Here is a 25,056-nt window from a genome sequence, read left to right on the forward strand (position 1 = left end):
CGACGGTGCGGCTCTGTCCGGGCGAGCTGCTGGCCCGCGAGGCGGCGGTGACCGGCGCGGAAACGGTGGACTTCCTGCGCCGCTTCCATGTCGGCCGCGCCTTCGTCGGGGCATCGGCCGTCAGCCGCAACGGCATCACCGAGGCGGTGCCCGGCTTCGCCGCGGTCAAGCGCGCGATGCTGGGACAATGCGGCGAGCTCGTGGTGATGGCCGATCAAAGCAAGATCGGCCGCACCGACATCGATTTGGTCGCCCGGTTCTGTCCCGGACTGACGCTGGTCACCGAGGCTCCGCTGCCGCAGGAGATCCGCGAGGCGATCGCCGATGGCGGGGCGCGGGTGCTGTGACCCGGACCCTGCCGCAGCCGCCCACCGCAGGCATCGATTGCGGACAATCTGCAAGAACCTGCTTGCCATATCTTTTTCCGAAGATGCGTCAGCCACGGGCGACGGAGGCGCCGATTATAGTCTCATTCCATTGATTCAAATGACAACAACAAGGCAACGCGCAGGGCGTCATAGGAAGGAACCATGAAACGATTTCCTCCCGGCATCCTTGCCGAGGGAACCGCGCTGTTGCGCCCCATCGCGGCAAGCGCCCAGACCGAAATCCAGTTCTGGCATAACTTCACCGGACGGCTCGGAGAGCTGGCCCAGGCGTTCAACACGCCTCCTACAACGACGCCGTCACGGCCGCCTGCAAGGGCAATTGCTCCGAGACGCCGAACGTCGGCATCGCCGCCTTCCGGGCGGGCGAACAGCCGCATGTCCTGATGGTCTTCGAGGTCCGCCACCATGATGGCCGCCGAGGGCGCCATGCGGCCGGTCTGTCAGGTGATCGAAGAGAGCGTCGCGGCCTTCGATCCGGACGCCTGTATCGGCGCCGTGAAGGGATGCCAGACCAGCACCGACGGCCGGATGCTGTCGCATCCGTGCAACTTGTCCACACCGGTGCTCTGGGCCACCCGCGACCGTCTGGAAGGCGCGGGCATCGACCCCGATGTCGGCCTGACCACCTGGAGCCAGGTCGGCCATGAGCTTGCCCCCGGATCCCGGACTGGGAGTTACACCGCGCCGCGACGCCGGCGGGGCGGGACCCTGCGATGGTGCACCGGCCCTGGCTGCGGCCGCGGGGGGCAGCGGATGTCCTGGGCCCATGTCCCGGCACGGGGCGGTATGCCCGTACCCGCCTGTGCTCTGCCGTCATGCCCGGCAGAGCCGGGAGACTGACGATGTCCCGGGCGGAGAAGGCGCGGCAGCATGGTCTGCGGCCTCCTGCGGGGCGCTGCATTGTCCCGTGCCCGGCTTTTCCACGACGGAGCGGAGAGACCCGGGACCGATGCCCCGGACGTGCTGCGGAAGCCTGCTGGGCGAACATGGTCCCGCTCCCGTGCCGCCCTGTTCCGGATCAGCCGGATTTGCCGGCGGATCATGCGCGGCAAGCGCTGGCGGCTCGGACGCCGTGGTAGGAATGGCGGCGCAGCACGGCTTTCCCCCCCGACAGTGCCGCAAGGCCGGTTCGCCGGGGGCGGCCACCTGCGATCGAGGAACCGCCGCTCGCATGGAACCTGATCCTCTTGCCCCGGGTGTCTTTGCCGGACCCGCAGTGGTCCGGAACGGCGATCTGGTCTCTGCGCTGCGTCTCCGGCGGTGGCTGTCCTGCAGGGAGTGACGTCCGGGACGCAGATGCGGAGAGAGAGGACGGTCCGATATCGGGTGCGCCGTTCCCGGTGGCCGGCTCGGCATCGCCAGCGCTGCGGGCGAGGGAGGTGCAGCCGGGGGCTGCGCTGCAGGGATGAACCGCGCTCCATGCCAGAGGTGCCTGCACGAGGCGGCTGGGCCCCGAGGGTTTTCAGGCCCTGTTCCTGCCGCGGGACTGTCGGGGCCGTCGGATCTGGTTCGGTCTGCGCGGGGGCTGTCGCCAGTGCTGCGGGAAGATCGCTGGCCGGAGGCCTTCGGCAGGCGTGGCGCCGAACAGCGGTTCTCGGGCGCGCCGCGACATGCCGGGACGGCGCGAGCGCGGCATCAGTGGCAGGGACCTGCGGCCTTCCCTTTGCCGTTGCTCTGGCCCGAGCCGCTTGGGGGCAAAGGGTGTCCCTGCCGGCCGGGAGCGGCAGTGTGCGGTCCGGGGGCGCGAGTGGGGAGCCGCTGCCGACGCGCCTGCCGCCGTCGCCCTTTGCGCAGATCGGGGCCACAGCCACCCTGCGCTGGAAAGAATGGCGCGCCCGCGCCGAGTGATCGCCGCTTGAGCCGCCCGCGCCCCTGCCGATAGGATGCCGCCATGACCCCGCGCCGCCGCTACCTGCCGTCGCTGCAAGCCTTCGCCACCTTCGAGGTCGCGGCGAAGCACCTGAGCTTCACCCTCGCCGCGACCGAGCTGAATGTCACCCAGGCGGCGGTCAGCCAGCAGATCCGCGGGCTGGAGAAGGCGCTCGGCTGCACGCTGTTCCGGCGGCTGCACAACGCGCTGGAGCTGACCGGCGAGGGCACGCGGCTGCTGGGCGCGGTAACCTCCGGGCTCGACGGCATCTGCGACGCGATCGCCGGGATCGACCCGGAGGAGGGCGAGGCCGCGATCACCATCTCCGGCACCCAGGCGGTCATCGCCTACTGGCTGGCGCCGCGCCTCGACGCCTTCCGCGCGCTCCACCCGGAGGCGCGCTTCGTGCTCCTCGCTTCCGACGAAAACGACCGGCTGAGGAACTTTGCCGAGGTCGACCTGTCGGTGATCTGCGGCAACGAGCGCTGCGATCCCGGCGAGCGGCTGGTCTATCTCTTCGACGAGACCGTGCGCCCGGTCTGCAGCCCGGATTTCCTCGCCCGCCACGGCCCGTTCGGCGACACGGCCCTGCTGGCGGAGGCCGCCCTGCTGGAACTGCATCCGATGCACTGGAGCTCGGAGGCCATCGGCTGGACGCCGCTGAGCTGGAAGGACTGGTTCCGGTCGCAGGGCGCGCCGATGCCGGAGCGCGCCTTCCGGCTGGTCAGCAACAGCTATCCGGTGCTGGTCGAGGCCGGGCTGCGCGGCGAGGGCGTGCTCCTCGGCTGGGACCATCTCGTCGGACGGCATCTGGAGCAGGAGCTGCTGGTCCCGGCGCAAGGCGGGATTCTGCGCCTCGACCGCGGCTACTACCTGAAGCTCAACGCCGCCTCCGCCGAACGGCCGCTGGTCCGCGAATTCGCGGATTTTCTGCTGCGGGCTTGAAGGAACGGCCATTCGAGCAGGCGGCGCGCGACCGCGAGGCGGCGGCCGAGCTGACGCGGCAGCAAGCCAGGACGCGGGAAGAAGCGGAGCGGGCGGAAGAGCTGCAGCGCGCCGATCGCGAGCGCCGCCAGATCCTGGAACGGCAGGAGCATGTGGCACAGGTCCTGGCCGAAGCGCTCCGGACGCTGGCCTCCGGCGACCTGAGCTTCCGCATCGAGGAGCAGTTCGAGGGCATCTACGAGGAGTTGCGCAACGATTTCAACGCGGCGGTCAGCACCCTGGAGGACGTGATCGCCAACATATCCGAATCCTCCGGTCATATCGTCGAGAAGGGCGAGGCGATCACGACCTCGGCGGAGGATGTGGCGAAGCGCACCGAGCAGGCCGCTGCAACGCTGGAGCAGACGGCGGCGGCGCTAGAGGAGCTGACATCCTCGGTGGCGCTGGCGGCCAAGGGGGCGAAGGATGCCGACAAGATCGTCGTCGACGCGCGCGGCACGGCCGAGCAGAGCGGAGAGGTGGTCCGCCAGGCGGTGGAGGCCATGGGCGCGATCGAGCAGTCCTCGGAAAAGATTTCCAAGATCATCCATGTGATCGACGACATCGCCTTCCAGACCAACCTGCTGGCGCTGAATGCCGGCGTGGAGGCTGCGCGGGCGGGCGAGGCCGGGCGCGGATTCGCGGTGGTGGCCTCCGAGGTCCGGGCGCTGGCGCAGCGGTCCTCCGATGCGGCGCGCGAGATCAATGCTCTGATCTCGGAAAGCGGCGGCCAGGTCAATCGCGGCGTGTCGCTGGTCGGGGAGGCGGGCGACACGCTGCGCCGGATCGCGGCCTCGGTCTCCGAAATCTCGGGCCATGTCTCGGACATCGCGCGCTCGGCCGGAGAACAGTCGGTCGGTCTGGGAGAGATCAACACCTCGGTCTCGCATCTCGACAACACCACCCAGGCGAATACCGCGCTGTTCCAGGAAACGCTTTCCGCGAGCCAGACCCTCACCCGCGAAGCCGTCAATCTCGGCAATGCGGTGGCGCAGTTCCGGCTCAGCCCGGGCCGCGCCGCTGCCGCCGCGCGGCTGAAGGCTGCGGCCGAACTGCCTGCGGACGTGCCCGCCGCGCCAACCGTGCCTGCCAGCGGTCCGGACCGGCGCCGGGCAGCATCTCGAGCGCATAGCCCGCGATGGCGGCCTGGGCGGGCGCCTCGCGGCGGAAGAGTTCGCGGTAGCGCCGTGCCGGGTTCGGATCGAAGCCCGGCAGGAAGAAGACGAGGCGCCGCGCGACCCCGGCCATGGCTCAGCCCAGCGTCGCGAGGCCCGGGAACTGCTCCAGCAGCCAGTAGGAGAAGGCGCTGAACTGCCCGGTCAGCATCATCAGCCCCACGGTCCACAGAAGCAGGCCCATGACCCGCTCGATCTGCGCCATGTGGCGCTTCATCCAGACGAGGACACGGCTCTGCGGCCCCATGAAGGCGGCGACCAGAAGGAAGGGAATGCCGAGCCCCAGCGCGTAGATGCCCAGAAGCACCGTGCCGCGGGCGATCGAGGCCTCGCTGGCGGCCAGCGACAGGATCGCGCCGAGCTGCGGACCGATGCAGGGGGTCCAGCCGAAGGCGAAGGCAAGGCCCAGCACATAGGCCCCGAGGGCCGAGCCGCCCTGGTCCCCGGCCTCGACCCTGAATTCGCGGTTGAGGAAGGGCATGCGCAGGATGCCGAGGAAATGCAGCCCGAAGACCATGACGATCACCCCGGCAATGGCCGAGAACATCTGCTGGTTCTGCAGGAAGAAGGCGCCGAAGGCCGAGGCGGTGAAGCCGAGGAACAGGAAAACCGTCGAGAGGCCCAGCACGAAGAACAGCGCCGCCAGGATCACCCGGCCGCGCGCCTGGCCGAACTCGCCGACGGAGACGCCGGACATGTAAGCCAGGTAGGGCGGCACGATCGGCAGCACGCAGGGCGACAGGAAGGACACCATACCGGCAATCGCCGAGGCGAACATGGCGGGCAGCAGGGCCGCGTCGATGATCTCGATTCCGAACATGGAACAAGCTCTACGGGCAAACCGCGCGGAGGTCACCAAGCCGGACGTCACTTTCATGTGGAATTCCGAAACACGGGCCGCGCCGCAAAAGCCGCCGGCGCGGCCGCAGCCCTGCGAAGGCACGGCCTGCGGGTGAGGACAGCACCCGCACGTCCGCGCAGCGCAGGAGACGCGCGGCACCTCAGCGCACCTGCCCGGACATCGCCGCCGTCGCTGCCGGGCCACAGGACGCCCTGCCCGAGGACGCATATCCCGCCGGCACAGCCAGCCTGATCGAGCTGCGGATCGTGCCCTGAAAGCTGGGCCGCTCTCGTTGTAGGAGGTGGCCTGGAAATTTCCGCCCAGATCCGCGCAACGGGCATCTTGATCCGATAACTCGTCCGCAATCGTGACAATATCGGCAGATCAGGGAATATCTGAAGGCGTCCGTGCCCCCCTGGGAGCATCACGGACAGGAACTCACGACTGCAATTGCGGCGCCGGCTGCCCCTTCATGTCGCCGCCGGGCTACGGAAACTGCGAATTCGCCGGCGCGTTCCGGCGGGACAGCGGCCATCGCGGGGATGTCGACCTGGCCAATACGGTGGCCGCGACCCTTCTGCAGTGTCCGGGCCCGATCCACGAGGGCAACGGAACCAGGCAGGTCGTCATCGGCGAAGGGGCCAGCCCGCCCCGGAGGGACACGCTGCAGCGGATCATGACGGGCCGGGACACCCAGGAAATGGCGACCATGTCCTGGGTCCTGTCAGCCATGTGCCCGGACAGGCCCGAGACTCTCTTCGGGCCGGTCCGGCTCGACATGGACATGGAAAGCCGCACCGGGCGCTGCAGCATCCCGGGCGGCGTCGGGATGGCGGCCTATCCGGTCCGGAACACGGCACCTGGGGCCTTGGCCGCTGCTGGATGCCGATGGCACCGCTCTTCGCCGGCAGCGTCATGCCCCTTTACGGGATTGCCGGTCTTGCCGCCTTCGCAACCCTGGAGAAGCGTCTTCCCTGCGGCCGGGACCGCTCGAAACTTGCGGGAACTGCGCCCGTCGCCTGGGGCGTCTCATCCATCGCCGGCGGACCGGCCGGGGGACTGCGGCAAACAGGCGGGCCTTGCAGGCCCGGCTGCTCCCCCAGCCATTCACGGAGCGGCGGAGCCTGCAGCAGGCCGGGACCGGGCTGCAGGCGGCGCGCCACGTGTCAGTCCTTCCCGCCGTCCTCGCGCAATCTCCGGAGGCGGGACAGGTCGGAGGGACGGGCCGGGAGCTTCCGGGGCTTGTCCTGCTCGCGCGGGATGTCCTGGGGACCTTCGAACTGGCCGAACAGCGCCCGCTTCGCCCCGCGCATTGGTCCCCGCCAGAGGCAGCGCGGCGATCAGCGCCCCGCTGGGGCCTTGCCTGATCCTCCCCGCCTTTCGTCAGCCGCCTGCAGCGCGGCAGCGCCGTCGAGCGCCATTCGGTGCCCAGGCCCGCAGTCTCCCTGCGATCGATCCCCCGGATCAATCGCTTGGCGGTCTCGTCCCCGATCCGGGCCGGCGGAACCCGGACCGTCCCGGTCCAGCATGCGCCGGTGAGCTGCCGGTCCCCGGGCCGGTGGCGGCATCCCGTCTGCACATCGTCGCCGCGGCCATGGCGGCAGCGTCCGAGGAAGGCCCCGTGTTCCTCTTCGGACATCGCCTCGATGGCGGCGCGGACGGCCGCCCTCAGACGATCCGCGATCGGGCCGGACCCCGGCTCGCCGGACGGTGGCGCAAAGCGCGCAGCGCCGTTGATCCCGGTCATGGCATTCGGGCCCGCCTCCGGACCGGTGGCAGGCGGGCCCTCCCTCTCCCTGGCGGTTGCAGCCGCCGGTTGGGGGGCTCAGCTCACCCGGAGATCAAGCCGCCATCCAGCTTCCGCAGCGTCCGGGACATGACCCTGCCGCGGCAGCGGTCCCGGTCGCCAGCACGGTCCGGACGGATGGCGATGCACATCGGCAGGCGGCGGTGGTCATCCTCTCCCGGCGTTTCGATCGCTCCGGCCAGCCAGAGATGCGGCGGGCGGCGGGATAGCGGAAGACGATGCCGAGCCGGAACGGCACGGATCTTTTCCTGGCTCCCGGACTAGGGCGATATTTGCCCTGCGGCCATCGCGGCGGTCATGTCGATCTTCGCTTGCTCCGGCATCCCATGCTCGCATGGCGGCGCGGCCGGTTGCGGAAGATCGCGTTGCACTCGAACAGAGCCGCCTTGGCTCCGGCGCGCGACAGGAATCGGGAGCGGAGGACCGGTCCGGCATTCGAGGAGCCGAAGACGCGCTCCATCGGTGCGTCCTGTGCCTTCGAGCGGTCGGTCCGTCGGCGCGGACCGTCTTGACCTAAAGGCATTTTTTTCTTGCCGCTCCTCGAGGCCGCGGCTGGATGGCCCTCCGGCAGGCGCATGTCGTCAGCCGTGCCCGCGCAGGCGCCTCGCGTCCGACCTCTGCCGTGCCCTCGGGATGATGCGCCTGGCGCAGCGCCTCGTGCCAGGACGGCCAGCCCTTGCGCGCCAGGAGATGCGGATCGATCCATTCGTCGAGCTCCGGCGCCAGCGCCAAAGCCGCCTCTGCCGCCTTGCGCATCGCCTTGGCCGTGACCCCGGCGGCCAGCGGATAGACCGGCTCGTGCTCCGGCAGCGCATGCGCCTCGGCGCGGGGCAGGATATGGTCGGGATGGGCCATCTGCGGATGGCCGTCGAACAGCTCCACCCGCCCCGAGACGATGCGGCGCTCGCCGACCGGCAGGTGCCGTTCCAGCCAGGGCGTGCGGGCGTGGAAGAAGACCAGCGAAAAGCGCGTGCCCGCATCCTCGACCATCACGCGGTAGGGCCGCCCCTTCCGCGTCGGGGCGTCATGCGACAGGATCCGCACTTCGACCGTGGCGACGGCAGGCGGCTCGACCTCGAGGACCGAGCGCTTCAACCGCCGGTCGATAACGCCGTGCGGCAGGGTGAAGAGCAGGTCGAGCGGCCGTTCCACCCCGAGCCCGGCCAGCGCCTGCGCCCCTTTCGGGCCGATCCCCGGCAACTTGGTCAGCTCGGAAAAGAGCGGGAAGAGAGCTTCGGGACGCGGCATCAGTCGGAGATCAGCGCGATCCAGGCATCCTCGTCGATGGTCTCGACGTGGTCTTCACCGGCTCGCTGGAGAAGATGACCCGGGCCGAGGCCAAGGCGCGGGCCGAGGCGATGGGGGCCAAGGTCTCGGGCTCGGTCTCGAAGAAGACCGACCTGGTCGTTGCCGGGCCGGGGGCGGGGTCGAAGGGCGCCAAGGCGGCGGAACTGGGCAGTCTCGTTCAGATAGGCGTCCTCGATCCGCGGCAGCAGGCGGTCGGCGGCAAAGGCGCGCGCGGCCTCGCTGATCATCCGCTCTTCCTCGCTCAGCTGCGCGCCCAGCAGGAACGGGTCCTCCCAATTGAACGGGATGCCTTTATGGGACGTGGTGGCCATGGGGTCTGCTCCGGAAATCATTCTTTCAATGGATGATTATCACTGGAATTCCCGGATAAATAACGGGATTACTTCATGGGTTCATGCAGTTTGGGAATGAGTATGCGGCCAAGACGGTTTCTTCCATCCATCCGCCTTCTGCTGGCGCTCGATGCGGTCGTGCGGCACGGCTCGGTCACGGCGGCGGCGGCCGAGCTGAACCTGACGCAAAGCACGGTAAGCCGGCTGATCCTGGCGCTCGAAGAGCAGCTCGGAAAGGATCTCTTCACCCGCGAACGCCGCCGCCTGATCCCGAACGCGGCCGCGGTCAGCTACCAGCGCGACATTGCCCGGGCGCTCGACATGGTGCAGCGCGCCAGCATGTCGGTGGTCGCCAATCCCAAGGGCGGCACGCTGTCCCTGGCGGTCCTCCCCACCTTCGCGACCCGCTGGCTCGGGCCCCGGCTGGGCCAGTTCTTCACCGAGCACCCGGGCATCGCGGTCAACATCTCGACCCGCATCGGCCATTTCGATTTCGCGTCGGAGGTGTTCGACGCCTCGATCTATTACGGCCAGGGCGACTGGGAGGGCACCTACCGGCTGAAGCTGCTGGACGAGCGGGTGACGGCCTGCGTGTCGCCGGAATTCGCCGCCGCACATCCGTTGCGGAGCCTCGGGGATATCGGCGACCTGCCGATGCTGCATCTCGAATCCCGTCCCACCGTCTGGGCGGACTGGTTCGCGGGCCAGGGCGGCGAGCCCTCGGGATCGGGAGGCATGCTGATGGACCAGTTCTCGATGATGATCCAGGCGGCGATTTCGGGATTGGGCGTGGCGCTCCTGCCGGATTATCTCGCCCAGATCGAAATTTCCGAGGGCCGCCTGGTGCCGGTCCTGCGCCCGGCCGTCCCGGTCCGCGGCGCCTACTGGCTGGTCTGGCCCAAGGAGAAAGATTCCGAAGCGCCCCTGCAGGCTTTCCGGAACTGGATCGAGAAGCAGGCCGGGAAGGACCGGGAGGGCGGCGCTGCGGTACCGAAACCGTGACGAGCGGGCGGGTGCCGCCGTCAGGCGGGCGTTCCGCAGAGCCGTCTCGAGCTTGTTCCCTGCGCCCGGACTGCTTCGCGAGTCCGTCCGGGACGGCCCGGCCGGCGCTCGAAGGGGACGGGATGAGACGTTGCGCGGCTGCCGGGCTGCCATGACGTCACATCTCGCCTGCTGCCGGGGGCCGTCCGATGGTCGGCACGTCAACGCAGTGACGCCAGAACCATCGAGGTTTGGATCCGGCCAGATGGCTGCGGCACCTGCCCGAAGTCCAGGCAATTCCCCTCCGGGCCATCAAGGCGGCGGCCTTCCGGGCATCGGAACGCCGCCTGCAATCACCGGCCGCATATCGGGTTCTCCCGCTGCCTTCATGCTTGCCAAGCGCGGAGTTGGGGCTGCCTGATTTGCCGGCAGCGATCCCGGATCAAGCCATGGACTTCGCGGGCGATGCAGCGTTTCGGGCAGCGGAGTCCCCGAGATTCGACACGCCGTCTGCGATGCGGCGAGCGGAGGAAAAATCATGTTGCGCGTCGCATGGAAGAGGGCTGATGGCGATGGTGGGCAGCGCGCCGTCAGCCGCCCGGACGCCGTAGCGGTGGAGGCTGTGCCGATCCAGGCTTTCCCGAATGTGCCGGGATCGGGCTGGCACCGCAAAGACCGGCGGAGCTTGCCTCCGGTTTCGGCTGCTTGGGATTGGCTTCCTTGCCGCGGGGCGGGCGGACGCTCGTCGGCGATGGACAGGATCATCCTGCCGGGCACGCCATGCAGGTGCAGGCAACGGCCTGCCGGCGAAGCGAGTGACGTCCGGCAGGCCATCTCCATGTCGCGTCAGCCGCCCATGCCGGGCAACCGGGGGCTGGTTCGGCTTCGTCCGGTGCCATCCGTCACGGCGATCATGTTCCCGGTTCTCTGCAGCGCGAACTGCCGGGACTGCATGGCTGTTGGGAGGGATGCCTGGATCACTTGAGGGCGGCAAGCTTCGAACCTCCGCAAAGCCCCGATTGCTCCGTCCCGGCCTTCGGCGCGACGGTGCGGTGTCCGGGGGGGCTGCATGCGCCGCCGCCGCGGAACCGAAATCATCCGGCTTTGCACGCCTGCGTCGGTCATGCCTGCCCCGTCCGGTCGTCCCGGGAACCTCGCGCCCCAGCCTTCTGCAGGTGCCGCGGAAGATCCGCGGCGCGGGACTGGCCTGAGGCGCGCGGCGTCCTGCTCGCCGACCCGCCGATGAAATGGCGGAGGGGCTGTTAGCCCTGTGAAGGCCTTCTCCAGGAGCAAGATAACTCCAGGCCGGGATCCGGGGGCAACGCCAGTGCCGACGAAGGCCGAGGACACCACCGCGATCACCGCGGCCCCGTACGGGGCAAAAATGGCCAGCAGCAGGCCGTCGATGCAGATCACCGGAAGAAACAGTGCCGGGATGGCCATGACGAAGGCGCGCAGCACCTCGGTCCCGGACCGGCGCTCCAACACCTGGAAATCGGCGTCGCGGGAGGCGGCATGCCAGACCGCGATCATGCTGGGCCCCATGAGCAAGACCGGCGCGATTGCCGCCGAGAACATGCCCTAGATCGAGGGCGGCGACCTTGGCGCGATCGCGCCGCCTGTGGCCGGCAGTCCTCCGGACTTGCGCAGGATGGTTCGCGGCCTTCATCATCTGGATCAGGATCTCGGTCGGCGCGGTCGCGTCGGCAATCGCCGGGCACCCCGTTGACATGGCCGATCAGCGCCATGGCGAAGCCGATGATGTTGCCCGCGCGGCCGCTCTTGTTCATCGGCCCGCCCGCCAGGAGGAAGAAGAGGATGGCCAGCAGGATCAAGTTGTCGGTCCCAAGGACCCGGTTCTGCGCAATGATCCTGCCGCTGGCCATGCCGCAGCTGATCAGCGCCCGGGCGATGGGCATCCCGAGGCAGACGGAGGCCGGGAGCGTCTCCAGCAGGAGAAGACTGTCCTTCCGCGACATCATCGCGGTCGCTCCGGTCGAGGCCGGGGAAGCTGCGCGCAGGCCGCCGTCCAAGCGCCACGCCGATGGTCTGCACCGCCAGGATGAGGATCATCGCAGCCTTGCACGGCACGGCCGCGACATGGATCGTCGCGGACGGGATCCTGGGATTGCATGGCGTGCCCATGCTGAATCCGGCCTGCGTCCATCAGCAGCCACAAACCGGCGGTCGACGCCATGGCGGCGCATCAGCAGCGCGAGCGTGGCGCCGGCGAGGACCATGACGGCCAGCATGATCCGCACCAGTCCGTCGGTAGCGGCAGGCCCGAATGGAACGCCTGGCGCAGCACGGCGTCCAGGAACACGACGACCGCCATCGCGCCCATCAGGCCGCTGCGCTCGCCCATAGGCCTTCTTCAAATGTCCTTCACCATGATCCTCCGGGTTGCGAAGGGGCGCCCGGCGCCGCCGCGGACCGGGTTCCCGGCCACCCCGCTGCAGGCCCGTCGCAGGGCGCGCTGGAGCTCGGCGAGGGCGTCGCGCCCGGGGATGTCCGGGTCCGCCAGAGCAGCGACGGCGCGGCGATGATCCTGCATCTCGGCTTCGGCGGCGACCGGGTGCGGATCGAGGACGCGATGGGCGGCGGGCAGATCGAGATCGTGCGTTTTGCCGACGGCACCGAATGGCGGATGGCCGATCTGCTGGCGCGGGTGGCCTCGGGGCTGGACGACTGGATCTTCGGCGACGGCGCGGCCAATCCGCTGGCGGGCGGTCCGGGCGATGACCGGATCTCGGGCGGCGAGGGCGACGACATCTACCGCTTCGCGGCCGGGGACGGGCGCGACATCCTGCGCGACGCGGCGCGCTCGGGGGCGGACGAGCTGCGCATCACCGGCTATCTCGCGGCGGATATCCGCTTCGCCCGGCTGGGCACGGGCAGCACCGATATCGCGATCCAGTTCGAGGGCAGCCGCGACCAGATCCTGGTGGTCGACGGGCTCGACCTCGCCGGGCGCGGCATCGAGCGGATCGTGCTCGAAGACGACGGCACGGTGTTCACCATCGCCGATATCGCCGCAGAGCTTGCCGATGCGCAGCTCAGCGCGGGCGATGACACGGTGATCGGCACCGGCGCAGACGAGACGCTCGGCGGCGGGACCGGCGACGACCTGGTGTCGGGCGGAGGCGGCGACGACCTCTACCGCTATGCCGCGGGGGATGGCGACGACCGGATCGAGGCGCTCGGCGGCGGCGACAGCGAGGTGCTGCTGGCGGATTACGGGCTGGCGGATCTGGTTTCGGCGGTCCGCGCCGGACCCGAAAGCCCGGATCTGGTGCTGAACTTCACAGGCGACGGCGACAGGCTGGTGCTGGCCGATGCGCTTGGACCGCGCAACGGCAGCCCGGGCAGCCTGGTCCTGCGCTTCGCCGGCGGACCCGTCTGGGGCCGGGACGAGATGCGGGCGCGGGCGCTGCAGGACATCGAGGGCGCGGGCGACGATTCCGTCTGGGGCTTCGGCGGCGCGGATGTGATCACATTGGGCGCGGGCGACGATTTCGCCTCCGGAAACGCGGGCGCCGACACCTATGTGATCACAAGCGGCGGCGGCGCCGACCGGATCGAGGACACCGGCGCCGACCCGGACGAGACCGACATCCTGGATCTGACGGGGTTCGATGCGGGCGGCGTCTCGGTCGAGCGGCTGTTCCGCGGCAGCAGCGCGGTCGAGCTGGGCCTCGGCGGCGGCCAGAGCGTTCTGGTGCTGGACGCGCTGGCGCCGGGCGGTCAGGGGATCGAGCGATACCGGTTCGCCGGGGGCGTGACCTGGGGCAAGGACACGCTGCTGCAGCTGCTGGACAACAGCGCGCCGGTTGCCAATGACGACGGCTTCTTCGCGGTCACCACCGGGGCCGAGCTGGTGCTGCCGCTCGCGGAGCTGCTGGCCAATGATTTCGACGCGGATGGCGACCCGCTGGCGGTGATCGAGGTCGATGGCAGCCCGGACGGCACCGCTACGCTCGACGGCGACGGCAATCTCGTCTTCGTCTCGAAGGACGGCTTCACCGGCGCGACCACCATCGCCTACCGCATCGCCGACGGCCGCAACGGCTTCGCCTCGGCCTCGGTCAATGTCAGCGTCCGCCCGGTAGCCGAGGCGCGGGATGACGGCGGGTTCTCCGTGGCCGAGGACGGGTTCCTGGCCATCCGCGCCGAACGGCTGCTGTCGAACGACATCGACGGCGACCGGATGATCGTCGGCCAGGTCTTCGGCGCCGAGGGCGGGACGGTCTCGCTGTCGAGCGACGGCACGATCGGCTTCACGCCGGATGCGGATCACAACGGCCCGGCGCAATTCGCCTATGCCGCCAACACCCCCGAGGGCGGCCGCGCCGAAGCGACGGTCTTCATAGAGGTCACCCCGGTCAACGATGCGCCCGAGGCGCGGCCCGACCGCGGCTTCGCCATGGACGAGGGCGGCACGCTGGTCATCAACGCCGCGGCACTGACCGGCAATGACATCGACATCGACGGCGACGTCCTGGCGCTGTCGGGGGTCGGCTCTTCGGCGGAGCTGATCGCCACGCTGACGGAGGCGGGCGAGGTGGAGCTGGCCGCCCGGGGGGATTTCTTCGGCGCGGCGTCCTTCGCCTACACGGTCGCCGATCCCTCGGGCGCGGAGGCCACCGGCACGGTCTCGGTGACGGTGCGCCCGGTGAATGACGCGCCGCTGGCGGCGGATGACCGCTTCGAACTGACCCAGGCGGGCGATCCGATCCTCGAGGACAATCCGGTCGTGCTGTCGCTGGCGCGGCTGACGGCGAACGACACCGATCCCGACGGCGATCCGCTGAGCCTGGCCGGCGTCCGCGCCGCCACCGGCGGGCGCGCGACCCTGCTCGAGAACCAGACCGTCCTGTTCGAGCCGACCGCCAATTTCAACGGCGAGGCGGGCTTCACCTACAGGGTGGATGACGGCCAGGGCGGCAGCGCCGAGGCGCGCGCCACGATCCTCTACCAGGCGGTGAATGACCGGCCCAATGCGCGCAACGACCGCTACAGCTCGGAGTCGCTCTGGATGCTGCGCGGGACGCAGGACGTGCCGCTGGAGATATCGCTTCTCGACCTGATTAAGAACGACAGCGACCCCGAGGGATCGCCGCTCGGTTTCGAAAACGCCACCGGCGCGGTGAACGGCGATCTGGCGGTCGCTGACGGCGTGATCATCTTCACCCCAGATCCGGGCTTCGCCGGCGAGGCGACCTTCGGCTATTCGGTCACCGATCCCGAGGGCGAGGTCGACGGGGCGCAGGTCACGCTGTTCTTCGCCGCCACCGGCGACACCCCGCCGGATCCGGAAAGCGACCAGGTGCTGATCCCCGAGGACATCCCGACCGTCATCCGGCTGGAGACGCTCCTCGGCAATGACATGGATCTGGACGGCGACGACCTGGAGATCCTCGGCTGGCGGCCGCTCAACGGGCTCGGCGACGTGTTCAAGTTCGGCGGCGCGGCGGCCGGGCCGATGAACGGCACGCTGGACTTCAACGCCGAAGGCGACCTGCTCTACACGCCCCATATCGACGCGACCTTCTCTTCGGGCTTCGTCTATCTGGTCTCGGACGGCGAGGACGGCACGGCGGAGGCTTTCGTCGACATCGTGATCGTGCCTTCGAATGACGAGCCCGAGGCGGTCGAGGATCCGGGCTTCGTCACGCCGTTCGACGTGCCGCTGGTGATCCGCGCCGCCGATCTGGTGTTCAACGACTACGACATCGAGCAGGCGGACCGCGACGGCGACGGCACGGTCGATGCCGATCTCGACGATCCCGACCGGCCGCGCCCGGTCTTCGTCGGCGTCGATGCGATCTACGATCCCGTGGAACTGGCGCAGGGACACCGCGTCGAGGTCGGGGCTTTCGAGATCGTGAATTTCCGCGGCGAGGCCTTCCTCGTCGCGCGCTTCGATCCGGGCTTTGCCGGGCCGGTGACGATCCAGTACCGCATTGCCGATGCGGAGGGGCTGGAAGACACCGGCTTCGCCCATGCCACCGTCGCGGACTATTACGGGCAGGAGCTGTCGGGCACGCCGCAGATCGACTATATCGAGGGCAACGCGCTCTCCGAGACGATCCGCGGCTATCGCCGCGACGACTGGATCCTCGGCCGCGCGGGCGACGACACGATCGAGAGCGGCGCCGGGGATGACCTGATCATGGCCGGCCAGGGCGATGACGTGATCGATCCGGGCGATGGCGGCGACGATGTGCGCGGCGGCACCGGCTTCGACCTGGTGCGCTTCGCCGGGTCCAATACCGGCGTGCGTGCGGACCTGCTGACGCTGGTCGGGCAGGGCGGCCATGCCCAGGGCGACCTCTATGTCGATATCGAGGGCTTCGAGGGCTCGGACTACGCCGACACTTTGGGCGGCGACGGCCGGGCGAACCTGCTCCGCGGCATGGACGGGCGCGACGGGCTCGAGGGCCGCGGCGGCGACGACACGCTGGAAGGCGGCGCGGGATCCCGGGCACCACCACCTCGCCGCCGGTCAGCGCCGCGCCCGGCAGCCTGGCCGCACGCAAATCCGCCGCACCGAGCGCGCGCAGCACGCCCCGGTCTGCCAGAGGTCCCTGGAAACATGCGTCGGCCATGGGGTCTCCTTCCGCGTCGCCCGTCCCGATAAGTGGCCTCCTGCCGGCGCGCGGTCCAGCCATCCGCCTTGCGGCATTCGGACCCGGCGCGTAGAGAGCGCGCATGACAGAACGGTTGAACATCATCGGCGGCGGCATGGCCGGATCCGAGGCGGCCTGGCAGGCGGTCTCGATGGGCGTGCCGGTGACCATTCACGAAATGCGCCCCCAGGTGGGGACATTCGCGCACCAGACGCGGGCAGGGCGCGATGATGGCGCCGACCGAGATCCTCGCGCGCCAGCACCTGGCCGGACTGGCACCGCTGGCCGAGGCGGCCGGGGTGACGATGGAGCTTCTGACCGGGCGCGACAGCGGCCAGGCACGCGCGGCAAAGCTGGCGCGGATCGCCTCGGGCGAGGCCGGNCATCATCGTCGGCACGCATGCGCTGTTCCAAGCGGATGTCGCCTTTGCCGACCTGCGGCTGGCGGTGATCGACGAACAGCACCGGTTCGGCGTCGCCCAGCGGCAGGAACTGGCCAGGAAGGGGATGGCGACCGACGTTCTGGTGATGACCGCCACGCCGATTCCGCGTTCTCTTGCGCTGGTGCAATATGGGGATCTCGACGTTTCGATTCTCGACGAGAAGCCGCCGGGACGCAAGCCGATCCGTACCGCCGTCATGCCGACTGATCGCCTGGACGAGGTCGTGTCGCATCTGGCGCGGGCGATCGGCGAGGGGCGGCAGGCCTATTGGGTCTGCCCGCTGGTCGAGGAAGCCGAGACGGTTGACCTGACTGCCGCCGAAGCGCGGGCGCGCCACCTGCAGGCGGCGCTCGGGGCGGACAAGGTCGGGCTGGTCCATGGCCAGATGCCGCATGCCGAGAAGGACGCGGTGATGGCNGCGCTTCGCCGCGGGCGAGCTGCCGGTGCTGGTGGCCACCACGGTGATCGAGGTCGGGGTCGATGTTCCCAATGCGTCGATCATGGTGATCGAACGGGCCGACAGTTTCGGGCTTGCCCAGCTTCACCAGCTGCGCGGCCGGGTCGGACGCGGCGCGGCGGCCTCGACCTGCCTTCTGCTCTACCAGGCGCCGCTGACACCGTCCGCGGAGCGGCGCCTGACGCTGATGCGCGAGACCGAGGACGGGTTCCGGCTGGCCGAGGAAGACATGGCGATGCGCGGGATCGGCGATGTGATCGGCCGCGCCCAATCCGGCCTGCCGCGGTTCCGCGTGGCGGACCTGGAACATCAGGCCGGCTTGATGGCCCTGGCGCAGCGCGAAGCGCGGGCGGCGCTCGACACCGAGTTCGGGCCGCTCACCGATCGGGGGCGGGCTCTGACGTCGCTCCTGTGGCTGATGCAGCGCGACGAGGCCCTGCGGCTGCTANGATGNTCGGCTGATATCCGCCAATTGTTGCGCCGCACGCGCCAATTGCGGGATTTTTACCCCACTGCCGCTTGTTCTCTCCGAGTGTTCCGTAAAGGTTCTTAAAAAGTTCTTTACTTGAGGATGGAATCNGGAACAAAAGTGAAACANTCAGCTCGAATGTGGAGGCGAGAATGCCGAACGTCCCCNGAAACGCTCAAGACCCGCATCACGACCACTTTCTGCAAGGATCTCGCGGGCATGGCCGCGTTGTCCGTCATTCTTCTCGGCTGCCTGCATCTGCCGGGCATGCTCTGACTTTCTGAACTGCCTGCGAAACGTCCCGCCCGGTTCCTGCCTGTTCCGGTTTTCCGCTGTCCCGTCCCCGGGCAGCCCCTGAGAGTTTCGCCATCCTGCCGCCGCTGCCCCCTGCCGGGCGCGGCGGCTTTTTTTCAGAAATTCACGCCCATCCGGAAACCGCCCCAGGCGGAGCCGTCGACGGTGACCGGGGCCGAAATGTCCTTCATCATGCGGAATTCGCCGCCGCCCATGTCGCGGCGGTAGACCTGCAGCAGGAAGGGTTCGCGGTTGCGACCGGCCTTCAGCCCGANCGCGGTCGTCGAAGATCCGCCGGTTCCGGCANATTGGCGGCGTTCCAGGCCGGGTCGCCGGGCCGCTGNGGGCTGCGAGAATTTCCGNGTTGTNGGGTCGGCAGGTAGCCGTCCCGGGTAACGGCCGCGCAGAACACGATNCTTCGGATCGAATTTCAGCGATTCCTCCAGGACCGGCGGCAGCAGGCTGTCGGCAAGGCTGAGGAAGGGGGCCGAAAATTGCTGCGGATCGGTGCCCGAAATCGGCACATAGGTGAAATCGAACAGGTCCTTGCGGGAAATCCGTCCGGTTTCGAGCGCCTCCTCGAGGAGGCGCGAGACATGGGCGGCGCGGTCCTTGGCGAAGGCGATCAGCTTGCCGTCCTCCGCGCCGCCGCCCATCGCCACGGTCTGCTGGACCATGGCTTCGCTCTTGTCGATCAGCCCGTGGACGCGCTGCCTGGCCTGGCCGATGCCCTCGACCGTGCCGGAGACGGCGGCATCGATCCGCGTGAAGCAGGCGCCGAATTCCTGGCCGGCGCGGGCGACCTCGCGGGCCTGTGCCTCCATGCCCCCGGCTTCGTCGCGCGTGGCGCGGACATTTCCGGCGATTGCGGCCAGCGCGCCATCGGTGCGCGCTCCGCTCTCGAGAACCTCGGCCGCGTCCCGCGCGACGTCTCCGGCCTCTGTGCGCAGCAATTCGATCCATCCGGTCAGGGTGGAGAGGCTGTCAAGGATGGCCGCGGCGGCCTCGGATGTCTTGCGGGACAGCTCGTTCACGGCCTCGGCAACCACGGCGAAGCCGCGCCCGGCATCCCCGGCTCGCGCCGCCTCGATCTTGGCGTTGATCGCGAGGATGTTCACCTGGCCGGCGATCTTGGTGATGGCGCCGTTGTTCCTGCGCACCTCCGACAGCGTGTCGCTCACCTGGGTCATCCGCGCATCCAGCGCCCGGACCCATTCCGCGACGCCCTGGGTGCGTGCGCCGGAGCTTTTCACGACGCCGACCGACTCTTCGACGGCTGACAGGCTCTGTTCGGTCGAGCTGCGGATCGCGGCCAGCGCCTCCGTGACGGCGCGGTTGGCCTCGAGGATGCGGTTTGCGCCGTCCCGAGCCTGGGCCAGTACCGGCGTCTGGCCGCGGGCCTTGGCGTCGATCGCGTCGATGAAGCCCGAGACTTCGACAATCTCGTAGCCCAAGGTCGCGGCAGCACGGGCCAGCCGGTCCAGCTGGGCGTCGGCAGGTCCCGGCGCGCCGGGGGCGGTGTCGTCGGCAAGGTCACGCATCCGGAGCCTCCTCCGGCGATGCGTAGCGCCAAGTCCTTGACGGGGGCTTAAATCAGCCGACCGACGTTGCGGCGTGGTCCGCCATCGCCGCCTGGATCGCGTCGAGGCAGAGCAGGATGGAGGCATGGCGGTTGCGGAACTCGGCCGCCGGGCGCAGGACTTCGAGATCTTCGAACGGGACGGAGGGAACGGGGCCGCCCTCGGCCAGCATCGCCTTCAGCTCGGTGCGGGCGCGGGCGATCTCTTCCTGACTGCGGCCGATGGCATGGGCGCCGACCACAGAAGCTGCGGCCTGTCCCAGCGCGCAGGCCTTGACGTCCTGGCCGAAACCGGCAATCCGTCCGTCTTCGCCGAGCTTCAGGTCCACCGTCACGGTCGAGCCGCAGAGCGGGGCGCGCACCGAGGCGGAGGCGTCCGGCGACTCGAGCCGTCCGGCATGGGGGATGTCCGCGGCCAGCCGCAGGATGCGCTGCGAATAGAGCTTGATCAGGTCGGACTNCGGACATGGCTTTCCCTTTGCGGTGCTCCCCGCTAGATAGCGGTCCAATCCGGCGATGCAAAGGAAAACNCCATGAATTTCGATCCCGCCAGCCTGACCTATGACGACCGCGGCCTGATCCCGGTGATCGCCCAGGAAGAGGCCACCGGCGAGGTGCTGATGATGGCCTGGATGAATGCCGAAGCGGTGCGGAAGACGCTTGAAGATCGTCGCGTAACCTATTGGTCCCGTTCGCGTCAGTCCTTCTGGATCAAGGGCGAAACCTCGGGGCATGTGCAGGAGCTGGTCGATCTGCGGGTCGATTGCGACCGCGACTGCCTGCTGGCGGTGGTGCGCCAGACCGGACCGGCCTGCCATACCAACCGCAAGAGCTGTTTCTATACCTCGGTCGCCGCGGGCGAAGAGGTCGAGCTCATGCAGCCGATGGNCGTGANAGCCGGTCATGTCCAGTATGGCGGNCGGGCGTGGCGCCTTCGGCGCGGTAGGTGGCGATCGCCCTTGCGTCGTCCCGCTTGGCCAGGCGCTTGCCCGCTGCGTCCCGGATCAGCCGGTGATGGTGATAGGCGGGTGAGGAAAACCCCATAAGCTTCTGAAGCAGGACATGAATGCCTGTGGCTTCGGCAAGGTCGGCGCCGCGGGTGACCAGAGTGATGCCTTGGTCATGGTCATCGACCGCCACCGAGAGATGGTAGGACGTCCCCATTTCCCTGCGGCTGAGAACAACGTCACCAACACCGCCGATCATGTCCGCGCGATGCCAGAGCGTCTGAATGTCGTCTTTTAACGGTCCGGTTTCATTGAACTCTATTCGTTCCGCTCCGATCCGGTCTAGCGCCTTTTCCATGTCGAGCCGCAGCGCCACGTCGCGGGGCATGGACCCGCTGCGGTCATGGAGGTGGCGGCAGGTGCCGGGATAGACCAGCCCGTCGGGGCCGAGCATCGGCGCACCTTCCTGCGGTGCCGACAAGGCTGCCTGGATGTCGCGCCGGTTGCAGGTGCAGGGGTAGAGCAGCCCCTGTTTCCAGAGGCTTGCGAGGTGATNCTTGATACATTTCCAGCCGGTCGGACTGGCGCATGGCCGGCTCTGGCCAGGACAGGCCGAGCCAATGCAGGTCGTCGAAGATTTGGGCTTCCCAATGCGGCCGGGCACGGCTGCGGTCGATGTCCTCGATGCGCAGCAGGAACTGGCCGCCATCTGCGCGCGCCAAGCCGTCCGCGACCAGCGCGGCATAGGCATGGCCGAGATGCAGCGGCCCGGTCGGCGAAGGCGCGAAGCGCGTCCTAGTCGTCACGCGTCAGCCGGTCCATGCGTTTCTCGGCGCCGGCCTGGTAGATCAGGATCCAGGCGAGCAGGATGAACATCGGATGCGTCAGGCCGCCGGTGAACAGGATGGCCGGGATCCAGATCAGGAAAACCACGATCGACAGGAAGATCCGGCCGATCAGCAAGATCGAGAGCGGCGGAAGGAAGAGGGCGAGAACGTAATTCATGGCCCATAATTGGGGGCGGCGTTGGTGTTTCTCAAGCGGAAACCGCGGCGGCATTGGCGGCGATCCGCCGGGTGACGGTGGGCATCGCGGCCAGACTGAAGCCGGGGTCCTGCAAACAGAGCTTGAGGAGGCCGTCCTTGTTCACGCCGGCCAAGCGGCTGGCGCAGGTCGGGGACGATGGATGTCAGTCCCGGGAAATCATCCTGTCCGGCATGGCGGCGCGTTCAGGGCGGCGGCGCAGCAGCAGGTTCTCGGCCAGCCGCCAGATGTCGGACGGCAGCGGCACGGGCTCCATGATGACGATCGGCCAGACTTGGGTGGTAAAACCGTAGCCGAGGAGCAGAATGCCCGAGGGGATCGCAGGACCGGCAGCGGAATTGTCTTGTTCAGCCGTAGCAGGCAATCTTGGCCAAGGAGGCAGCAGAGCCGCAGAATTCCATATGATCAATGCCGTAAAAGTCGAAATTCGTGTCGTCNTTGCGTTCTGGCGGTGNCCGGAAAACCGCCACCGCCGCAGTTCTGCGCGGGATCAGCCCTGNTGCGAGCCAGTCCGTCCAGGCCTCCTTTGCCCGGTCGGTATAGGCCTTGTAGCGGTCCTTGCGGCCACGCCGTCCGCCCTTGGNCGTCGATCGGCGGGAACAACCCGAAATTGACGTTCATCGGCTGGAAGGTCTTCGCGTCCGCGCCGCCGGTGATATGCGTGACGAGCGCGCCGGTCGCGGTCACGTCGGGCGGCGAGACCAGCGTGCGGCCCAGCATTTCCGACGCGGCGAGCCGTCCGGCCAGAAGCCCCATGCCCGCGCTTTCGACATAGCCTTCGACCCCGGTGATCTGCCCGGCGAAGCGGATGTTCGGCCGCGATTTCAGCCGCATCTGGTCGTCCAGAAGTGTCGGCGAGTTCAGGAAGGTGTTGCGGTGGATGCCGCCGAGACGGGCAAACCGCGCGTTCTCCAGACCCGGAATCTGTTTGAGAACTTCGGTTTGCGCGCCGTACTTCATCTTGGTCTGGAAACCGACGATGTTGTAGAGCGTGCCCAGCTTGTTGTCGCGGCGCAGCTGCACCACGGCATGGGCCTTGATCTCGGGCTGGTGCGGGTTGGTCAGGCCGACGGGCTTCATCGGGCCGTGGCGCAGGGTTTCCCGGCCGCGTTCCGCCATCACCTCGATCGGCAGGCAGCCGTCGAAATATTTCGCGGTCTCGCCCTCGTGGAACTCGGTCTTGTCGGCCGCCAGCAGCGCGTCGATGAAGGCGTCGTATTGCGCCTTGTCCATCGGGCAGTTGAGATAGGCGGTGCGCTCTTCCTCGGTCTCGCCCTTGTCGTAGCGGCTCTGGAACCAGGCCTTCGACAGGTCGATCGAGTCGAAATAGACGATCGGCGCGATGGCGTCGAAGAAGGCCAGCTGGTCGGCGCCGGTCTCGCTGCGGATCGCCTCGGCCAGGCTGCCGGAGGTCAGCGGGCCGGTGGCGATGATCCACTGGCCCTCGGCCGGAAGTCCGGTGATCTCGCCTTCGGCGATCTCGACCAGCGGATGGGCGCGCAGCTTTTCGGTGACNGCCCGCGGAGAAGGCGTCGCGGTCGACTGCCAGCGCGCCGCCCGCGGGCAGCCGGTGGCGGTCGGCCATCTCCATGATCAGGCCCTTGGCCGCGCGCATTTCCCAGTGCAGGAGGCCCACGGCATTCTGCTCGCTGTCATCCGAGCGGAAGGAGTTGGAGCAGACCATCTCGGCAAGGTCGCCGCGTTTGGGATCGAAGCGCATGGGGCGCGGGTCCTTCTCTTCGGACGCGGAGGCCCCGGGTCAGGCCCGGGGCGCGCAGGGGCGGGGCAGGCGGCGTCGCGCCCCTGCCGCATCTGTCATTCGGCGCTGACCGGTTCCGGCTTCGCCATCCATTCCTTGCCGCGCAGCATCGCCTTCCAGTAGATCGGCGGCAGCGCGCGTTCCTTCAGCCACCAGGCGGCGCGGGTCGGCTTGGTGCCATCAACCAGCCAGGACGGGAAGCTCGGCTTCAGCGTACCGCCATAGCCGAATTCGGCGAGCACGATCTTGCCGCGTTCGACGGTCAGCGGGCAGGAGCCGTAGCCGTCATAGCCGCCCGCGGGCGAGCGGCCCTCGATATCGGCGACGACATTGGCCGCCACCACCGGCGCCTGCTTCCGCGCCGCGGCCGCAGTCTTGGCATTCGGCGCGTTCATCACGTCGCCGAGCGACCAGATGTTGTCATGGCTCTTGTGGCGCAGCGTGGTCTGGTCGACATCGACCCATCCGGCCGCATCGGCGAGCGGCGAGACCCGGATGAAATCGGGCGCTGCCTGCGGCGGGCAGACATGGATCATGTCGAAACCGATGGTGACTTCGGAGGGCGCGGCATCCGGTTCCGACACTTGGAAGGTCGCGGTTTTCCCCCGCCCGTCGATGTGGATAAGATTGTGGAAGAAGTTCAGGCCGGCCCGGTACTTCCGCACGTACTCCATCAGCGCCGGAACGTAGTCTTTTACGCCGAAAAGCACGCCTCCGGCACTCATGAAACCGATCTCGATGTCCTCCAGAACGCCTGTGCGGAACCAGTGGTCGGCGGAGAGATACATCGCCTTCTGCGGGGCGCCGGCGCATTTGATCGGCATCGGCGGCTGGGTGAAGATCGCCCGCCCCCGGCGCAGTCCGCGGACCAGCTCCCAGGTATAGGGCGCGAGGTCGGACCGGTAGTTCGAGGTGACGCCGTTCTTGCCCAGCGTCTCGGCCAGCCCGTCGATCCGGCCCCAGTCGAGCTTCAGCCCCGGGCAGACGATCAGACGTTTGTACTTCACCACCCGGCAGCCATCGAGGATGACGGCATTGTCCTGCGGCTCGAAGGCGGCGACGAAGGACTTGATCCAATGGACGCCCTTCGGGATCAGGCTGCCCATGGTCCGCGCCGTGACGGCCGGATCGAAGACGCCGCCGCCGACCAGGGTCCAGCCCGGCTGGTAGTAATGGATGTCGGCCGGATCGATCACCGCGATGTCGAGCCCGGGCTTCCGCGCCTTCAGCGAGGCGGCAACCGAGATGCCGGCCGCGCCGCCGCCGACGATCACCACCTCGTAGGAGGCGTCGCCGGCATCGGTGGGCGTCCGGCCGCCATTGGCGATCCGCCGCACGACGCCGGCCATGTCATAGCCCGCCGCCTTGGTCCGCGACAGGATCTCCGGCAGGGTGCGGGTCCCGGCCTCGGAGAGCGACCACAGGATCGTGCTGCGCGTGCCGGTCCGGCAATAGCCGAGCGCGGGCTTCGGCGCGCGGGCGAGGAGCTTGCCGAAGGCGGCGGCATCCTCGTCGGAGACCTTTCCGGAGATGACGGGCCGGTGGATCGCCTCGATCCCGGCCGCCTTCGCGGCGGCCTCTATTTCGGCAAAGGCGGGCTCGCCCGCGCTTTCGCCGTCGGGGCGGTTGCAGATCACCGTGCGGTAGCCCAGCCGTGCGATCTCCCCGAGATCGGCGGGCTGGATCTGCGGCGACACGGAAAAGTCCGGGGTGATGGAGCGGATGTCCATTGGCGTCTCCTCGACAAG

At 68.8% G+C, this 25,056-nt stretch carries 15 protein-coding genes and 8 pseudogenes; 12 read left to right on the top strand and 11 right to left on the bottom strand.

The window, feature by feature from the left end:
* Positions 1-5: 5 nt before the first annotated feature.
* The 4 genes and pseudogenes from C7T91_RS28020 to C7T91_RS28035 all read left to right on the top strand — a co-directional run bounded on the left by C7T91_RS28020 (position 6) and on the right by C7T91_RS28035 (position 4,553).
* Positions 6-347 (top strand): DeoR/GlpR family DNA-binding transcription regulator, encoded by a 342-nt coding sequence (locus tag C7T91_RS28020; protein WP_236638565.1) that lies wholly within the window; start codon positions 6-8, stop codon positions 345-347.
* A 183-nt stretch (positions 348-530) separates the two neighbouring features.
* Positions 531-1,040 (top strand): annotated as a pseudogene (locus C7T91_RS28025) (sn-glycerol-3-phosphate ABC transporter substrate-binding protein UgpB); the annotation flags it as partial.
* 1,240 nt (positions 1,041-2,280) lie between these two features.
* On the top strand, positions 2,281-3,204 hold the full coding sequence (locus C7T91_RS28030; RefSeq protein ID WP_108263190.1) for a LysR substrate-binding domain-containing protein: 924 nt from the start codon (positions 2,281-2,283) through the stop codon (positions 3,202-3,204).
* Positions 3,201-4,553, top strand: coding sequence for a methyl-accepting chemotaxis protein (locus C7T91_RS28035; protein ID WP_236638566.1), 1,353 nt, complete (start codon positions 3,201-3,203; stop codon positions 4,551-4,553). Before C7T91_RS28030 ends, C7T91_RS28035 begins: the two co-directional genes overlap by 4 nt.
* Here the strand turns inward: C7T91_RS28035 and C7T91_RS28040 are convergent.
* The gene (locus tag C7T91_RS28040) at positions 4,495-5,238 is read right to left on the bottom strand and encodes a cytochrome c biogenesis CcdA family protein (protein WP_108263191.1); all 744 of its coding nucleotides are present in this window, start codon (positions 5,236-5,238) and stop codon (positions 4,495-4,497) included. The two genes, C7T91_RS28035 and C7T91_RS28040, sit on opposite strands and share 59 nt — an antisense overlap.
* A 388-nt stretch (positions 5,239-5,626) precedes the next feature.
* Here C7T91_RS28040 and C7T91_RS40140 point away from each other — a divergent pair.
* Both C7T91_RS40140 and C7T91_RS40145 read left to right on the top strand, forming a co-directional pair.
* Positions 5,627-6,115: pseudogene (locus C7T91_RS40140) on the top strand (DUF1326 domain-containing protein); the annotation flags it as partial.
* The gene (locus C7T91_RS40145; protein ID WP_407943353.1) at positions 6,064-6,798 is read left to right on the top strand and encodes a copper chaperone; all 735 of its coding nucleotides are present in this window, start codon (positions 6,064-6,066) and stop codon (positions 6,796-6,798) included. The pseudogene C7T91_RS40140 and the gene C7T91_RS40145, both read left to right, overlap by 52 nt.
* Before the next feature lie 781 nt (positions 6,799-7,579).
* Here the strand turns inward: C7T91_RS40145 and C7T91_RS28055 are convergent.
* Positions 7,580-8,314, bottom strand: a complete 735-nt coding sequence (locus tag C7T91_RS28055) for an ATP-dependent DNA helicase RecG (protein WP_236638567.1) — start codon at positions 8,312-8,314, stop codon at positions 7,580-7,582.
* A 32-nt stretch (positions 8,315-8,346) separates the two neighbouring features.
* Here C7T91_RS28055 and C7T91_RS28060 point away from each other — a divergent pair.
* Both C7T91_RS28060 and C7T91_RS28070 read left to right on the top strand, forming a co-directional pair.
* A pseudogene (locus C7T91_RS28060) lies at positions 8,347-8,523 on the top strand (BRCT domain-containing protein); the annotation flags it as partial.
* Positions 8,524-8,787: 264 nt separating this feature from the next.
* Positions 8,788-9,708, top strand: a complete 921-nt coding sequence (locus tag C7T91_RS28070) for a LysR family transcriptional regulator (RefSeq protein ID WP_108263194.1) — start codon at positions 8,788-8,790, stop codon at positions 9,706-9,708.
* 825 nt (positions 9,709-10,533) lie between these two features.
* Here C7T91_RS28070 and C7T91_RS40150 read toward each other — a convergent pair.
* The gene (locus tag C7T91_RS40150; protein WP_108263195.1) at positions 10,534-11,265 is read right to left on the bottom strand and encodes a TRAP transporter large permease subunit; all 732 of its coding nucleotides are present in this window, start codon (positions 11,263-11,265) and stop codon (positions 10,534-10,536) included.
* Positions 11,217-11,669 carry a TRAP transporter large permease subunit gene (locus C7T91_RS40155; RefSeq protein ID WP_108263196.1) on the bottom strand — a complete coding sequence of 151 codons (453 nt, stop codon included), beginning with the start codon at positions 11,667-11,669 and terminating at the stop codon, positions 11,217-11,219. The genes C7T91_RS40150 and C7T91_RS40155 overlap by 49 nt, the downstream gene beginning before the upstream one ends.
* Before the next feature lie 305 nt (positions 11,670-11,974).
* On the opposite strand from C7T91_RS40155, the gene C7T91_RS28085 reads away from it, so the two are divergent.
* The 3 genes and pseudogenes from C7T91_RS28085 to C7T91_RS28095 form a co-directional block, all read left to right on the top strand.
* Complete coding sequence (locus C7T91_RS28085; RefSeq protein WP_108263197.1) at positions 11,975-16,327, top strand: Ig-like domain-containing protein; 4,353 nt, start codon at positions 11,975-11,977, stop codon at positions 16,325-16,327.
* A gap of 71 nt (positions 16,328-16,398) precedes the next feature.
* A pseudogene (locus tag C7T91_RS28090) lies at positions 16,399-16,530 on the top strand (FAD-dependent oxidoreductase); the annotation flags it as partial.
* 1 nt (position 16,531) lies between these two features.
* Positions 16,532-17,664, top strand: a pseudogene (locus tag C7T91_RS28095) (ATP-dependent DNA helicase RecG); the annotation flags it as partial.
* Positions 17,665-18,095: 431 nt separating this feature from the next.
* Here the strand turns inward: C7T91_RS28095 and C7T91_RS28100 are convergent.
* The gene (locus C7T91_RS28100; RefSeq protein ID WP_456237875.1) at positions 18,096-19,646 is read right to left on the bottom strand and encodes a methyl-accepting chemotaxis protein; all 1,551 of its coding nucleotides are present in this window, start codon (positions 19,644-19,646) and stop codon (positions 18,096-18,098) included.
* Positions 19,573-20,067 (bottom strand): iron-sulfur cluster assembly scaffold protein, encoded by a 495-nt coding sequence (locus C7T91_RS28105; protein WP_108263198.1) that lies wholly within the window; start codon positions 20,065-20,067, stop codon positions 19,573-19,575. Before C7T91_RS28105 ends, C7T91_RS28100 begins: the two co-directional genes overlap by 74 nt.
* 24 nt (positions 20,068-20,091) lie before the next feature.
* On the opposite strand from C7T91_RS28105, the pseudogene hisI reads away from it, so the two are divergent.
* Positions 20,092-20,445: pseudogene (hisI, locus tag C7T91_RS28110) on the top strand (phosphoribosyl-AMP cyclohydrolase); the annotation flags it as partial.
* Here hisI and gluQRS read toward each other — a convergent pair.
* The 5 genes and pseudogenes from gluQRS to C7T91_RS28135 form a co-directional block, all read right to left on the bottom strand.
* Positions 20,432-21,311, bottom strand: a pseudogene (gluQRS, locus tag C7T91_RS28115) (tRNA glutamyl-Q(34) synthetase GluQRS). The pseudogenes hisI and gluQRS sit on opposite strands and share 14 nt — an antisense overlap.
* Positions 21,301-21,510 (bottom strand): hypothetical protein, encoded by a 210-nt coding sequence (locus tag C7T91_RS28120; RefSeq protein ID WP_108263199.1) that lies wholly within the window; start codon positions 21,508-21,510, stop codon positions 21,301-21,303. Before C7T91_RS28120 ends, gluQRS begins: the two are co-directional and overlap by 11 nt.
* Positions 21,511-21,541: 31 nt before the next feature.
* Positions 21,542-21,664, bottom strand: a complete 123-nt coding sequence (locus tag C7T91_RS38210) for a hypothetical protein (protein ID WP_269102659.1) — start codon at positions 21,662-21,664, stop codon at positions 21,542-21,544.
* A gap of 388 nt (positions 21,665-22,052) precedes the next feature.
* Positions 22,053-23,248 (bottom strand): annotated as a pseudogene (trmFO, locus tag C7T91_RS28130) (methylenetetrahydrofolate--tRNA-(uracil(54)-C(5))-methyltransferase (FADH(2)-oxidizing) TrmFO); the annotation flags it as partial.
* Positions 23,249-23,364: 116 nt separating this feature from the next.
* Positions 23,365-25,038: a bifunctional protein tyrosine phosphatase family protein/NAD(P)/FAD-dependent oxidoreductase gene (locus tag C7T91_RS28135; RefSeq protein WP_108263201.1), complete on the bottom strand. Its 1,674-nt coding sequence runs from the start codon at positions 25,036-25,038 to the stop codon at positions 23,365-23,367.
* Between the last annotated feature and the right edge of the window lie 18 nt (positions 25,039-25,056).

This window comes from Mangrovicoccus ximenensis, from assembly GCF_003056725.1.
In the GTDB taxonomy this organism is placed as follows: Bacteria; Pseudomonadota; Alphaproteobacteria; order Rhodobacterales; family Rhodobacteraceae; genus Mangrovicoccus; species Mangrovicoccus ximenensis.

Coding starts and splice junctions, on each gene's coding strand:
- C7T91_RS28030 (WP_108263190.1), top strand. CDS start 2,281: ATGACCCCGCGCCGCCGCTACCTGCCGTCGCTGCAAGCCTTCGCCACC.
- C7T91_RS28040 (WP_108263191.1), bottom strand. CDS start 5,238: ATGTTCGGAATCGAGATCATCGACGCGGCCCTGCTGCCCGCCATGTTC.
- C7T91_RS28055 (WP_236638567.1), bottom strand. CDS start 8,314: ATGCCGCGTCCCGAAGCTCTCTTCCCGCTCTTTTCCGAGCTGACCAAG.
- C7T91_RS28070 (WP_108263194.1), top strand. CDS start 8,788: ATGCGGCCAAGACGGTTTCTTCCATCCATCCGCCTTCTGCTGGCGCTC.
- C7T91_RS40150 (WP_108263195.1), bottom strand. CDS start 11,265: ATGTTCTCGGCGGCAATCGCGCCGGTCTTGCTCATGGGGCCCAGCATG.
- C7T91_RS40155 (WP_108263196.1), bottom strand. CDS start 11,669: ATGATGTCGCGGAAGGACAGTCTTCTCCTGCTGGAGACGCTCCCGGCC.
- C7T91_RS28085 (WP_108263197.1), top strand. CDS start 11,975: ATGGAACGCCTGGCGCAGCACGGCGTCCAGGAACACGACGACCGCCAT.
- C7T91_RS28120 (WP_108263199.1), bottom strand. CDS start 21,510: ATGAATTACGTTCTCGCCCTCTTCCTTCCGCCGCTCTCGATCTTGCTG.
- C7T91_RS28135 (WP_108263201.1), bottom strand. CDS start 25,038: ATGGACATCCGCTCCATCACCCCGGACTTTTCCGTGTCGCCGCAGATC.